The organism is Pseudorhodoplanes sp. (assembly GCA_032027085.1).
Taxonomy (GTDB): domain Bacteria; phylum Pseudomonadota; class Alphaproteobacteria; order Rhizobiales; family Xanthobacteraceae; genus Pseudorhodoplanes.
Window position 1 is genome coordinate 3,761,395 of sequence record JAVSMS010000001.1, and the last position, 13,521, is coordinate 3,774,915.

13 protein-coding genes and 1 pseudogene are annotated in these 13,521 nt (G+C 64.5%); 4 read left to right on the plus strand and 10 right to left on the minus strand.

The window, feature by feature from the left end; all coding sequences use genetic code 11:
* The first annotated feature begins 36 nt into the window (after positions 1-36).
* Positions 37-492, plus strand: coding sequence for a VOC family protein (locus RO009_18300; protein MDT3686987.1), 456 nt, complete (start codon positions 37-39; stop codon positions 490-492).
* Between the two features lie 34 nt (positions 493-526).
* On the opposite strand, the gene RO009_18305 is transcribed toward RO009_18300, so the two are convergent.
* From RO009_18305 to RO009_18330, 6 genes are all read right to left on the minus strand, one after another.
* The gene (locus tag RO009_18305; protein MDT3686988.1) at positions 527-1,012 is read right to left on the minus strand and encodes a pyridoxamine 5'-phosphate oxidase family protein; all 486 of its coding nucleotides are present in this window, start codon (positions 1,010-1,012) and stop codon (positions 527-529) included.
* Between the two features lie 651 nt (positions 1,013-1,663).
* On the minus strand, positions 1,664-2,074 hold the full coding sequence (locus RO009_18310; GenBank protein MDT3686989.1) for a hypothetical protein: 411 nt from the start codon (positions 2,072-2,074) through the stop codon (positions 1,664-1,666).
* Positions 2,075-2,113: 39 nt separating this feature from the next.
* Positions 2,114-2,560, minus strand: a complete 447-nt coding sequence (locus RO009_18315; protein ID MDT3686990.1) for a DUF2214 family protein — start codon at positions 2,558-2,560, stop codon at positions 2,114-2,116.
* A gap of 16 nt (positions 2,561-2,576) precedes the next feature.
* Positions 2,577-3,026 carry an FKBP-type peptidyl-prolyl cis-trans isomerase gene (locus tag RO009_18320; GenBank protein MDT3686991.1) on the minus strand — a complete coding sequence of 150 codons (450 nt, stop codon included), beginning with the start codon at positions 3,024-3,026 and terminating at the stop codon, positions 2,577-2,579.
* Positions 3,027-3,496: 470 nt separating this feature from the next.
* Complete coding sequence (locus RO009_18325; protein ID MDT3686992.1) at positions 3,497-4,705, minus strand: OmpA family protein; 1,209 nt, start codon at positions 4,703-4,705, stop codon at positions 3,497-3,499.
* A 41-nt stretch (positions 4,706-4,746) separates the two neighbouring features.
* Positions 4,747-6,279, minus strand: a complete 1,533-nt coding sequence (locus RO009_18330) for an acyl-CoA carboxylase subunit beta (protein MDT3686993.1) — start codon at positions 6,277-6,279, stop codon at positions 4,747-4,749.
* A 233-nt stretch (positions 6,280-6,512) separates the two neighbouring features.
* On the opposite strand from RO009_18330, the gene RO009_18335 reads away from it, so the two are divergent.
* A complete protein-coding gene (locus RO009_18335) occupies positions 6,513-6,884 on the plus strand; it encodes a hypothetical protein (protein MDT3686994.1) in 372 nt (123 codons plus the stop codon).
* 50 nt (positions 6,885-6,934) lie between these two features.
* Here RO009_18335 and RO009_18340 read toward each other — a convergent pair whose 3' ends face one another.
* The 3 genes from RO009_18340 to RO009_18350 form a co-directional block, all read right to left on the minus strand.
* Positions 6,935-7,891: a hypothetical protein gene (locus RO009_18340; GenBank protein ID MDT3686995.1), complete on the minus strand. Its 957-nt coding sequence runs from the start codon at positions 7,889-7,891 to the stop codon at positions 6,935-6,937.
* A 173-nt stretch (positions 7,892-8,064) separates the two neighbouring features.
* Complete coding sequence (locus tag RO009_18345; protein ID MDT3686996.1) at positions 8,065-8,322, minus strand: EscU/YscU/HrcU family type III secretion system export apparatus switch protein; 258 nt, start codon at positions 8,320-8,322, stop codon at positions 8,065-8,067.
* Entirely contained in the window at positions 8,319-9,920 is a 1,602-nt protein-coding gene (locus RO009_18350) for a flagellar hook-length control protein FliK (GenBank protein MDT3686997.1), read from the minus strand. Before RO009_18350 ends, RO009_18345 begins: the two co-directional genes overlap by 4 nt.
* 139 nt (positions 9,921-10,059) lie before the next feature.
* On the opposite strand from RO009_18350, the pseudogene RO009_18355 reads away from it, so the two are divergent.
* Positions 10,060-10,476 (plus strand): annotated as a pseudogene (locus tag RO009_18355) (DNA starvation/stationary phase protection protein).
* Between the two features lie 14 nt (positions 10,477-10,490).
* Here RO009_18355 and RO009_18360 read toward each other — a convergent pair.
* Positions 10,491-11,264: an ATP12 family protein gene (locus RO009_18360; protein MDT3686998.1), complete on the minus strand. Its 774-nt coding sequence runs from the start codon at positions 11,262-11,264 to the stop codon at positions 10,491-10,493.
* Between the two features lie 364 nt (positions 11,265-11,628).
* Here RO009_18360 and RO009_18365 point away from each other — a divergent pair, with 364 nt between their 5' ends.
* The gene (locus tag RO009_18365; GenBank protein MDT3686999.1) at positions 11,629-13,455 is read left to right on the plus strand and encodes an alpha/beta fold hydrolase; all 1,827 of its coding nucleotides are present in this window, start codon (positions 11,629-11,631) and stop codon (positions 13,453-13,455) included.
* Positions 13,456-13,521: the final 66 nt, after the last annotated feature.

Genomic DNA, 13,521 nt, shown 5'->3' on the forward strand with positions numbered 1-13,521 from the left:
GCGTCCGCAATCCAACGGCAACGCGAGGAGCGGCCCATGCCCGCAAAAGCAATTCCCGACGGCTATCACACCATCACGCCTTATCTGATCGTTCAGGGCGCAGCGAAAACGATCGATTTTGCACGGAAAGCGTTCGGCGCCGAGCTGGTGCATGAGCCGATGACCATGCCCGACGGACGGATCATGCATGCGGAGATGAAGATCGGCGATTCCCGCATCATGCTGTCGGATGCCGGCGACCGGCATCCGCCGATGCCCTCCATGCTGCATGTCTATGTACCGAATGTCGATGCGGTGTACCAGAAAGCGCTGAAAGCCGGCGGCGCATCGACCATGGAGCCAACCGACATGTTCTACGGCGACCGCGGCGCGTCGGTGAAAGATCCCGCCGGCATCGCCTGGTACATGGCGACACACACCGAGGACGTGCCGATGCCGGAGCTGGAAAAGCGCGCGCGCAAGCACATGGACGAGATGACGAAGACGCACTAGCCGCGGCTGACTGCGGGTTTCGTCGCGCGCCGTCTCAGCGCAACGGCACCTCTGCGACCTTGTCGCGATAATCCCGTTTGGGATCGGCGCCGAGCAGCATCTTCAGGCCGGAGAACAGGCTCGAGTCATCCTGCCAGATCTCCGCGCGCTCGGCGTCAAAACGCAGCAGCGCCAGCTTCGGATCGTCCTTGCCGCCCTCGAACCAGGCGGCGACGTAGGGATTCCACAGCTTCTCGATCATCGCGCGATTGTTGTCGAGATGCAGGCTGCCATGCAGCGTGGCGAAGAGATCGTGGCCTTTGGATGCGAAGGTCGCGATGGCGCGGTCGCCCTGCCCGAGATGTTCGACGATCTCGGTGTCCTTCGCGGTGAAGAACCAGATCGGACTTCTGTCGTCCTCCACCATCGCCGTCATCGGCCGCGCATGGCCGTCGTCCACGCCGTCGAGCCCGAGCATCATGGTGCGGTCGGATGACAACGCCTTCCAGAATTGCGCTTCGAGTTCCTGCGGCGTGGGCATGTCGTTCTCCGTTGCGAGGTTCACAGAGCGAACGGACGGCGCGCGCGAAGGTTCCTGCGAGGCTGCGGTTGCGGATTCGATTGTCAGACAGCGTGACGCGATCCCGCGGCGCTGAGGCGTCCGGGGTTTGCACCGTGGCTCCCGACACGGTCCTTGCGTTTCGCATCTCGGGCGAGCCCGACATGCGAGGGAGCGGAGCGCCGGAAGGCGCTGCTTCACCAACCACGCTGGACGGCCTTGAGCTTTCGCCTCCGGCCGCCCGGCGCCGGCATCCTTGCGCAGGATGCCCCGCCTTCCAGCGCTCCACTGCGGCGTTCTGATGGGGCCCGACAGCGCGGGACTGTTCCCCACCAACCCCGGGCCGCGCTTCCCGGACCGCGCACACGTGGCCGGTCCGACTTAAGCAGGCCTGCTGCGCCCCGATCATAGTGTCGGAGGGGCGGAGCCCCGGGGCCACCCGAGTGCGGATCGCACGTTACGACCCGCCCGCAGGGCGCCGCACCCACCCCGCGTTGTTGCAGCGTCCTGCAGAACGCCCCTCGCTGGGATGAGCACAAGAAGGTATATATTCTTATAGGAATTTTGTCAATAACCCGCGCCGAGAATTTTTCGGCGTCATTCCGGGGCGCGCCGAAGGCGCCGTTCCCCCGCCTAAAAAAATCCGCCGAGGAACGCCGCCGTCTCCTCCGAAATGCCGACGATCTTGTCCGTCGCCTGCCGATAGAACTTGAAATTCAGCTCCGTCTCCGGCCGGCCATCGTCCCAGTCGGTGAAAGGCTTCAGCTCGCTTCGCCCGAGCGGGCGCTTCGCCAGCGCGGTGCGCTTCACCGCGATGCTCACGCGCGGCGTCTGCCGGGCGAGGCCGCGCTTCTTCGCCACCGCCGCGGCGGCGGTGACGACCCCGCGCGCGACGAGGCCCTGCCCGCCCGCGTTCTCGCTGGCGAACAGGAAAATCGTGTCGCCTTCGGCGATCCGCTTGCCGCCATACATGGTCTTCTGCGCGGCGAAGGCGAAGGCCTTCGCCCGCGGATCGCGTATCTCGGCCTTGATCGCGAAGGCCATGCGCCGCCCCTCCCGAAAGATCGACCCCGACAACGCCGGTCAGACCCAGCCGCCGCGCGCCATGATCGCCGCGCACACCAGGATGACCACCACCGCCGCGAGCTCGCCGTGCACCGTCGCCTGGATCATGGCGAATCGTTTCGGTTCGATCTGCGGCAGACGGCCGGCGGCGAGGTCCTTGCGCCAGGAGAGGAAATTCAGCGTCGGCATCAGCGACAGCGCGCCGACGCCGAGAAACACGCCGAACTTGATGATGAAGGCGAGGCTGGAGAAGTAATAATCCGCGCCCTTCTCCAGCAGAAAGACGCGCACGAGACCGGCAATCAGCACCGTGCCGGCGGCGAGCCCCAGCACGGCGTCGGCCGCGAGCAGGCGGCGCAGATTGGCCTGCGTGATCTCCGCATGCACCAGCACGAATTCCGCCGCCAGCGCGCCGACCAGCGCGAAGGCGGCGAGATGATGCAGGAGGGCGAAGAAGGTGGTCACCGGCGCAACCGCCCGCTCACTTCACGCCGAGCAGTTCGACGTCGAAGATCAGCGTTGCGTTCGGGGGGATGACGCTGCCGGCGCCGCGCTCGCCATAGCCGAGCTGCGGCGGAATCACGAGCGTGCGCTTGCCGCCGACCTTCATGGTGGCGACGCCCTCGTCCCAGCCCTTGATCACGCGCCCGGCGCCGACCGGAAACTCGAAGGGCTGGCCGCGATCGACCGAGGAGTCGAATTTCCTGCCCTTCTGCCCGTTCGTGTAGAGCCAGCCGGTGTAATGCACCACGGCGGTCTGGCCCTGTTTCGGCTGCGCGCCCTTGCCGACCGTTGTGTCGGTCATCTGCAGGCCCGACGGCGTGGTGACAGGCTTTGACTGCGCGGCGGCTTCCTCTGTCATGACGGTGACTCCGATTGTGGTGAAGGTGAGCGCGGCGGTCATCAGAGCAGCGCGGGTGAATTTCATCATCGAGGCTTTCCTCCTGTCTGTTGCGGCATCGTAGCGTAGGTTGAGCGGAGCGAAACCCACGATCGCGCTCCTTGGACGTGACGATGGGTTTCGCTGCGCTCAACCCATCCTACGAATCCTCGACATTGCAGCCCGTACGGAGCGAAGCGGAATGCGAAATTGCGTCAGCTCGAACAAAACCCGGATTTCGCGGAGCCTGTCATCGGGCCGCGCTTCGCGCGGACCCGTTGGCTCCATCCGGGCTACGTCGCTTTCCTCCTGTCTGCTGCGACATCGTAGCGTGGGTTGAGCGCAGCGAAACCCACGGCTGCGCTCCTTTGGGTGACCACGATGGGTTTCGCTGCGCTCAACCCATCCTACCAAGCCTCGACATTGTAGCCTGCACGCAGCGTAGCGGAATGCAGGATTATCTGCACGCGATGAAAACCCGGAATTCGCTGTCGCTCCATCCGGGCTACGTCGCGACGCCGTTATCCCTTCACCAGTTCCACACGGCGATTTTTCGCGCGCCCTTCTTCCTTGTCGTTGTCGGCGACCGGCTTGTCGGGGCCATAGCCGGCGGCGCGCAAGCGGTCGGCGGCGATGCCCTGCGCGACGAGGGCGGCGACAATGGCGGCGGCACGCTGCTGCGACAGTTTCAGATTGTAATCGCGGCCGCCGATATTGTCGGTGTGCCCGCCGATCTCGAGCTTCAGGCCGGGATTGTCCTTGAGCAGCTTCACCACCTGCGCCACCACCGGCGCGGCATCCGGCTTCAGCGTCGCCTTGTTGAAATCGAAATTGACGTAGAGCGAAATCCGCCCGTCCTTGTCGAGCGCGGATTTCATCGCGCTCGCTTCCGGTGCCTTGATGCTCGCCTGGAACAGCTTCTCCTCGATGACATCGAGCTCGATATGGTCTTCCTGGCTGTAGACGTTGAGCCAGATGGTCTGCCCGTTATGCTCCAGCCGCGCGCTCGTATACTGTTCGTCGGCATACAGCACCTGGCCGCCGAGCGTCTCCACGACATGCCGATAGTTGGTGTGGATGTCGAGGTTGCTGGCCATGGTCGCGCCGTCCTTGATGCTGTAGGCGACGCTGTGCCGCGCGCCGCGCGCCTCGACCTCCTTCGTCTCCTCGCCGTCACGCACGCGGAAGGTGAACTTGTCGAAGTTCCGCTTCTCCGCCTTGCCGCCGTAATTCGGCATGTGGCCGAACAGGCGATGGTCGGGACCCGAGGACGGCAGCAGCGTCGGCTTGAACGGCTGCTTCTCGATGACCGTCACCTCGATGGAATCCCCCTGGCTGTAGAGCGCCAGCCACGTCTCCTTGCCGCCCTGCGCGAAGCGCGCATGCAGGTAGCGGTCGTCGGCGAGCAGTTTTTCGCCGCCAAGCTTCTTCAGCTGGCTGAGATAGTTCTCCTGGATCTCGACGTCGCTCGCCATTTCGGCGCCGTCCTTGATCGTGTAGTGCTGGCGGCAGGCGCGGCCGGCGACGATCACCGTCTCCTCGGCGTCACCCTTGCTGATACGGAATTCGGCGGCATCGTAATTGCGCAATTGCGGCTGCGCCTGCGTTTCGTAATTCGGCATCCGCCCGAAGGGCGGACAGTCACCCTTCCCCGCCTGCGCGGCGGCTACGGAGGGCAGCATCGCGACAATCGCAATCCAGCAAAGCGCGTGAATCCGGTGTTGGGTCATCGGCAGTTTCCTTGTGTTGATGTCAGTGAATTGGTCGGCGGTCAGAGCGGCAGGTTATCGTGCTTCCTCGCCGGCATCTCGACCTTCTTGCCCCGCAGCATGGCGAGGGCGCGGGCGAGGCGCTTGCGCGTTGAGTGCGGCATGATCACGTCGTCGATATAACCGCGCTCGGCGGCGACGAAGGGCGAGAGAAACCGCTCCTCGTATTCCTTGGTGCGCGCGGCGATCTTGTCCGGGTCGCCCATGTCGGCGCGGAAGATGATTTCCACCGCCCCCTTCGCGCCCATAACAGCGATCTGCGCGGTCGGCCAGGCATAGTTGAGATCGCCGCCGACATGCTTTGAGGCCATCACGTCATAGGCGCCGCCGAAGGCCTTGCGCGTGATGACGGTGACCAATGGCACGGTGGCCTGCGAATAGGCGAAGAGAAGCTTGGCGCCGTGCTTGATCAGGCCGCCATATTCCTGGCTCGTGCCCGGCAGGAAGCCCGGCACGTCGACGAAGGTGACGATCGGGATTTCAAACGCGTTGCAGAAGCGCACGAAGCGCGCCGCCTTGCGCGAGGCGTCGCTGTCGAGCACGCCCGCGAGCACCATCGGCTGGTTGGCAACAAAGCCGACGCTGCGCCCGGCGACGCGGCCGAAGCCGGTGACGATGTTCCTGGCGAAGTTCGGAGAAATCTCGAAAAAGTCGCCCTCGTCCACGACCTTCAGGATCAGTTCCTTCATGTCGTAGGGCTTGTTGGGATTGTCGGGAATGAGCGTGTCGAGCGAGTCGTCGATGCGGTCGGGATCGTCCTCGCTCGGCCATTGCGGAACGCCGGCCTTGTTGTTGGCGGGCAGAAAATCGATCAGGCGCCGCATCTGCAGCAGGCATTCGACATCGTTCTCGAACGCGCCGTCGGCAACCGAAGACTTCGTCGCGTGCACCGAGGCACCGCCGAGTTCCTCCGCGGTGACGACCTCGTTGGTCACGGTCTTCACCACGTCAGGGCCGGTCACGAACATGTAGCTCGTATCCTTCACCATGAAGATGAAATCGGTCATCGCCGGTGAATACACGTCGCCGCCCGCGCACGGCCCCATGATCACGCTGATCTGCGGGATGACGCCGGAGGCGATCACGTTGCGCTTGAACACCTCGCCATAGCCGCCGAGGGCTGCCACGCCCTCCTGGATGCGCGCCCCGCCGGCATCAAACAGCCCGATGATCGGCGCCCGTGCCTTCAGCGCCATGTCCTGCACCTTGACGATCTTCTGGGCATGCGTTTCGGAGAGCGATCCGCCGAATACCGTGAAATCCTTGGAGAACAGGAAGACAGTGCGGCCGTTGACCGTGCCCCAGCCGGTGACCACGCCGTCGCCGGGGATTTTCTGCTTCTCCATGCCGAATTCGTTCGAGCGGTGCTCGACGAACATGTCGAATTCCTCGAACGAGCCCTTATCCAGCAGCAACTCGATGCGCTCGCGCGCGGTGAGCTTGCCGCGCTTGTGCTGGGCCTCGATGCGGGACTTGCCGCCGCCGAGCTTTGCGTTGTCCCGGCGCTGTTCGAGCCTTTCGATAATGTCTTTCATTGCAGTCTTGCCGCCCCCTGCCCCTCGGTCCGCGAGGAGAGCCATAGCATGCCTAGGGGCTTGCGGCGATTGGGCTTTTTGGGGGCCGCGAACCGCTCCGGGCCCCCGGCGCGCTGGTGGCGGACCGCGCCCGATCACGCGCTTGTTCCGGGCGTCGGCGCCGCCGGATGGTAGGATCACATGTGCGGCTTGGGTCCCCTGATGAGGGTTGGTGAGGCGTAGGGAGATTGGTCATGCGAAAGACATTGTTGACGATCGCGGCCACGGCCAGCATTGCGGCCGCGGCGGTGACGGCGCCCAGTCCGGCAGAGGCGCGCTGCAGAGGCTGCTGGATCGGCGCCGGCATTGCGGCCGCCGCGATCGGCGGCGCCATCGTGGCGGGCAGTGCGTACCGCTATGGCGGCTACGGATATTACGGCGGCTACCGATATGCGCCGGCCTATTATGGCGGCTATGGCTACGCCCCCGCCTATTATTACGATTATCCGGTCTATGGGCCGACCGTGTATGGCTATTCCTATGCGCCGGCGCCGGTCTATTACGCGCGGCCGCGCTATTACCGGGCGTGGCGGCCCTATTATTGGGGACCACGCTATTATTGGTGAGGCCGTGAGTTTGCGGCGCGGGGCATCGCCGCGCCGCAAAGGATTTGCGGTCAGGCCTTGACGCGCCGGTTGAACATCCACAGGCCGATCGCGATGGCGAGCATGAGCAGGCCGCCGAGCAGCACGGACGCCGGGTTGGCGCCGAGCTTCTCGAACCACTGCGTGTAGAAATGGATGGCGCCGAACACGGCGGCGATGTTCACCACCCAGCGCCGGTTCTCGCGCGCGCCCCAGACGCCGACCGCGATCAGCGCCAGCGCCCAGCCGATGCTGAAGACATAAGGCGGGATGACGACGTTGAGCTTGGCGGCCGTGGCGGGCGAGCTTTCGCCCGGCCCCATGGCGCGCAACAGCCGCAAGCGATCTCCCCAGAGCGAGCCGATCCAGAATCCAAAATTGACGAGAAAGACCGAGGTGCGCGCGGCGATCAGGGCGATGCGTTCATAGTCCGCCCGCACCCGCTGCGAGATGAGATAGGTCGCAAGCGCCAGCGCCGAGAAGACAACGATGGTAACGCTCGGCTCCTGGATGGACAGCGAATACATGGCGTGCATGTAGCCGGTGCGGGCGCCGAAGCAGGCGGCGAGCGAAATGACGGCAAGCGCCGCGAGCATGCTCGAGCGCGCGATGACGGCGGAGACCGCGAGGCCGAGCGTGACGGCAATGGCCGCGCGCAAAGAGCCGTCATCCAGATAGAGCACCCCTCCCGCCAATGTCAGCGCGCCGATGACAAGGCAGATCTGCGCCAGCAGATCCCAGGCCTCAACGCGTTGCAGGATCAGCGCGAGGCCCGCGGCAAAGAGCGCCGCGCCGATCACGATGGCGGTGATCGCGCTCGGCACCAGCGCGCCGACGCCGGCTGCGACCGCGACCACGCCGAATCCGATGAGGATGTTGATGCCGAGCGAGCCGGTGTCGTGTTTGGCCAGCAACTTGAGGCGGTCGGCCTCGGCCGGCGAAAGCTTGCCCTCTTCCACGAGCCTGGAGAGGTCGAGTGTGATTTTCATGATGGATTCGCCCCGATGTTGTGGGCGTTAGTAGCACAAAGGCCGGTGAAGGTTCACGCCTGCCTCCGCCGTCATCCTGAGGTGGCGCAAAGCGCCCTCGAAGGAGATCGGCCGGGGCCGTCGCCCTTCGAGGCCGTCGCTTCGCGACGGCACCTCAGGGTGACGGAGCTCCGCTACCGCAGCCGGCCCGACACGCGCAGGATATAGGTGAGCACTTCCGCCACCGCGCGATAGAGGCTTTCCGGAATTTCCTGCTCCAGTTCGAGCTGCGACAGCGCCTCCGCCAAGGCCGGGTTGTCGGAGAGCGGCACGCCGTGCTCCTGCGCCGTCTCGATGATGCGCCGGGCGAGTTCGCCGCGGCCGATGGCGGTGACGCGCGGGGCGTCCGGTTTTTCGTATTTCAGCGCGACGGCGAGTTTCTGTTCGCTCATGAGGCGCGATCCACGAACAGCCCGGACGCCACGGCGGGCGTTGCCGGCGCACCCCTGGCGCAGCGAATGTCGCCCGGCTCGACCGCGGCTTCGGCAAGTCCCGCCTGCAGCAGCGGGATGTTGTCGCGGAGCGCCGCCGCGCTGTCGCCGCGCTCGGCGAACAGCGAGACATTGGCGGTGTCGCCGACCATGGCGACGCGCGCATGCACCGGCCCGAGCGGCTCGGTGTCGATCGAAAACATCGCCTGCCACACCGACGCCTTCTTGCCTTTCGCGGCTCGCTTCTCGTCGCGCTCGATGCGCAGTTGCACGATCGCCGTGCCTTGCGGCGTGACCAGCGGAATATCGAGCACAAGACGCTGCGCATTGTCGACGCTGCGCGGCGCCGCCGGATCGTCCGGGAGCGAGGCGATCTGCAGCATGGTGTGACGCGCGAGCGCGGCATCGGTCTCGGCGAGCAGGCGCAGCCCGGCCTCACGCAGCGGCAGCGCCGCGAGTCCCGGCAAGGCCGGCGGCTGCGGCACGGTCGGCCCGTTGCGCAAGGGCGGCGCGGGTGTATGCGCAGGCGCCGGCGCACTTGTCGCCGGCACCGGCAATGACGTTTCGGCTTTCGGCGCCAGCCAGGTCTGCAGCGCCTGGCGCAAACCGAGCAAGGCGGATTTCAGATCGCCCGCGGACGGCGGCATGGCGGCGTCGCGGGATAGCAGCGCCGTTTGCTGCAAGGCGTTCTGCAGCTTCAATGCATCGCCGGTGGCCGGGGCAGCCGGGCGCTGCCCGAGCACGGTCTGGATCGCGTCGCGCACCGCCTGCGGCAGCGGCGCGTCGGTGCGTGCCAGCATCGCCTCGAGATTGGCCTTCAGCGGCGTGTTCGATGTTGCCACTGGTTGCGCCATCGGGCGCTCCAGCATGGCGTCGGTTTCCGCCAGCAAACGCAAGGCCGCATCGCGCAGCGGCGTAGAAGGCGTCGGTGATAAAGCCTGCTTCAAAGCGGGCGCAGCGGAAGAATTCGGCTGAGGTAATGCCGGTGTTGTGCGCGGCTGCATGCCTTGCGGCACCGTTTGCGCCTGAGGCGTGGCCGGCGGCGCTGCATTCGGTACGGTCCTGATCGCGGCCTCCGCGCCCTGTGTCCCGAGCCAGGTCTGCAACGCCTGACGCAGACCAAGGAGCGCCGCCTTCACGTCGCCCTGCACGGGCTGGCCATTGGCCAGACTGGATTCCAGAAATGCGCCGGATTGCCTGACGGCGTTCTGCAGCTTGGTTGCGTCGACGCTGCCCTGCCCGACAAGCCGCGTCGCCAGCACATCCTGCAAGGCGGTTTTCACGTTTAGCGGCAGAGAGGATTTGTCCTGCGCCAGCATGGCTTCCGCATCCGCCATCAGCGGCGCCAATCCACCCTGACGCGGCGCCGCTTCGCCCAGAGCCTGCTGCAGGACAGCGAACAGCATGGCCTTCTGTTCGGACAGAACGGCCTGCAACGTCGCTGTTGCCTGCGGCGCAGAAGCGGCGGCCCCCTGGGGGGCGGGAGCGCTCTGGCCAGCCTGACCGGACTGGGTCTGTAGCGCGGCCGGCGAGACTGGTACGGGCCGGATGACGGTCATCGGGGGTCCCTGAATCGACGCCCCCGAAGCTAGGTCGCAAGCGTGAAGCCGGTCTTAACCGGCCCGGCAAAGGCTCCCGGAATACCGCCAATTCGCCTGCACAGGGCGATCATGCCGCTCGTTGGAGCGGATTTGGCACACCTTCGCGCTCTACATGAAGACGAAGAACTTCCACCGGCATGTGAGCGGGCCGAATTTCCGCGACCATCACCTGCTGTTCGACGAACAGGGCGAGCAGATTTTTGCCATGACCGACGTGATCGCGGAGCGTCTCCGCAAGATCGGCGGAGCGACCCTCCGCTCGATCGGCGACATCGCCAAACACCAGCGCCTGTCGGACAACGATTCCGCCAATGTAGAGCCCAACGGCATGCTGGCCGAATTGCGCGAGGACAATCAGCGCTTCATCGCGTCGATGCGCGCAGTGCATGATGTCTGCGACGAGCACAACGACGTCGCGACCGCGAGCCTCTTGGAGAATTTCATCGACGAGGCCGAGAAGCGCGTATGGTTCCTGCATGAGACCGGACGCCGCGCCGCGCCGACGGGGCAGTAATTCGATCCAAACCGCTAGGTGACAAGCGCAAGGATTTTCGCCGCCGCCTCGAATTCCTTCTGTCGGAATTCGCGCCGCGCCATCGCCTGCTCGTCGTGGCCCCAGGTCTGCATGTTGTGGTCCTCATCGACATGCGCCGCATTCCAGATTGCGTTCGGCGTCGCCGCGTTGGCCGCAAGCGCGAGCGCCAGCAGCGCCGAGCCGGTCAGCGTGGTGATGGAATGCATGGCCCCGAGGCGCCATGCGTCGGCGGGCATTGCCTTCCGCGCGGCGGCGATCGCTTCGTCCGGCTGCGCCACGTGAACAATGCCTTGTGCCAAGATGAAGCGCGCACCGAGCGCGTCGCGCGCCCAGGCGATCAGCGGGTCCCAGGTTTCTGTCTGCCGCTCAATCAGGCTTTCCGGTCCGTCGGCGCGATAGAACAACAGATCGCTGCCGAGATATTTGAGAATGTCGCCAGCAACCGCGGGTTCCTGTCCGGCCACACCGTCGATGATGGAATTGGCGAGGCGCGTAAGCGGCATGCGCGCGGGATCAATCACATCGGTCTGCGCCTCCCACTCGGACGCCAACGCCTCGGCGAGTGCACGTGTCGGCGCGGCCAGCGGCTTGCGCGCCGGCGTGCGCACAGCCTTGCCGTCAAGCAACACATGAAAGGCGCCGCCCTCCTCCTTCACGCCGGCGGATTGATAGAAGCGCTTGCGCAATGCGGGCCGCGCACCCTGGCGCGCGGCTTCCATCGGATCGAGCGGATTGTGCTTGTAGATGTCCTCGAAAATGTCGCGCATTGTCCGTTTTATTGTTGTTTCGTTCGGTATTAACAAAGCCAAATCGACAATGAATGCCCCTTCGGCCAAACGCAAATTTCCTGGCCTCATGGGAAGGCGGGGTTTTCGGCTCCTTTGGAACCCCAGACGCCTCGATACAAGTTTACAGGATTTTGCAGCGGATTGAGGCGTCCAGGCCCTTTCGGGGCGGCCTTGGGCACGGCCTGCGCGATGGCCGGGAACCCCTGCCTTTCCTGAAGGGATGCATTTTGACGGTGATCAAAGCTGAACCCGGTCTTTGGGCCCTATATTATTTAATTGAGCGACACGGGAGATCGGCCCCGCCAACGATACGGCTGCCCCGGATGGAAGGCGAGCGCAGACCATGAACATAACCGTGCCAGCGACAACATCAGATCCCGCACGACCGGGCAATCTGACCTCGCCACCCGTGCCGGAACGGCATACACCGCAACCACCATGCGAAACGAATGTGTCGTCGTTAGACACGCTCGATCGGGCCACCCGCGCCGTGACGGCGCGCCTCACGCGTGGCGCGTCACCACACGCGCAATTCACCGCATGGCATGATTGGATATCTCATCTTATGAGTTCGCCCGGCCGGCAATGGGAGCTGGGCCTGACCGCCGTTCAGAATGCAGGACGCTATCTGCGCTTTGCATCGCGCGCTCTTGCTGGCCATCCTGAAGAGCTTCCATTCCCGCCCCGCGAACAGGATCGCCGTTTCCAGCACGCCGCCTGGAACGCTTTACCTTATGTGCTGTGGCAGCAAGCCTTCCTAGCGCAGGAACGTTGGTGGTGCGACGCTACGCGCGCCGTGCGCGGCATGACGCCGAAGAACGCCGCGCGCGTCCGATTCATGATCAGTCAGACGCTCGACATCGCATCGCCCTCGAACATCCCCTGGCTCAATCCGGAGGTGACCCAACGGACGATCAAAGAATTGGGTGCCAATCTGGTCCGCGGCGCCGGGTATCTTTCGGAAGATGTGACACATGCTCTGCTGATGGAGCCGGAACCGGCCAACGGATTCGAAGTCGGCAAGCAGGTCGCAATCACGCCGGGCGAAGTCGTCTTCCGCAATGACCTGATGGAGCTCATCCAGTACAAGCCGGCCGGCGACGCCGTGATTGCCGAACCCATTCTCATCATTCCCGCCTGGATCATGAAATATTACGTCCTTGATCTGCGGCCGGAGAATTCGCTGGTCCGCTTTTTGGTTGAGCGGGGCTTCACAGTCTTCATGATCTCCTGGCGCAACCCGACTGCGGCCGATCGCGACATCACGTTCGACGACTATCGAAGGTCGGGCATGATGGCGGGGCTCAACGCCATCAACACCATTCTGCCGGGGCGAAAGGTGCACGCCTGTGGCTATTGCATTGGCGGTACATTGCTCGCGATCGCGGCAGCAACAATGGCGCGCGAGGGGGATGATCGGCTCGCCACGATATCGCTCCTCGCTGCGCAAACCGATTTCAGCGAAGCCGGAGATCTGATGCTGTTTGTCGACGAGAGCCAGATCGCCTTTCTTGAGGACATGATGTGGGATCAGGGCGTTCTCGATACGCATCAGATGGCGGGCGCGTTCAAGATGTTGCGGTCCAACGATCTGATCTGGTCGAAGGCGATGCGGGAATATCTGCTCGGCGAGCGCGAAGCAGCGACCGATCTGACCTCCTGGAACGCCGATCAGACACGCATGCCCTATAGCATGCATTCGCAATATCTGCGGGCGCTGTTTCTGGAGAACCGGCTGACCGCGGGCCGCTACGCCGTAGAGGGACGCGTGATCGCCCTAAAGGACATCCGCGCACCGATGTTCGTGGTCGGCACCGAGACCGATCATATCGCCCCGTGGCGATCCGTTTATAAGGTCAGTCTCTTCACCGACAACGAACTGACGTTTGTACTCACCAAGGGCGGGCACAATGCCGGCATCATTTCCGAGCCTGGCCATCGCGACCGGCATTTTCATATGGCGACGCGCAAGACGGACGACCGCTATGTCGATCCCGATACGTGGCTTACGCGCGCCGCGCGGCACGATGGATCGTGGTGGCTGGCCTTCGCGGACTGGCTGGCGGCGCGCAGCAATGCCGAAAAAGTCGCTCCGCCCGGCATCGGCGCGCCCGAGCACGGTCTTGTTCCGCTCTGCCCCGCGCCCGGCACCTATATTCATCAACGCTAGAGCCTCGTGCTGATTCTTTGAATCGAAGGGATTCCCTTTGAAGCTTGTCTGTGATTCACCGTTGTT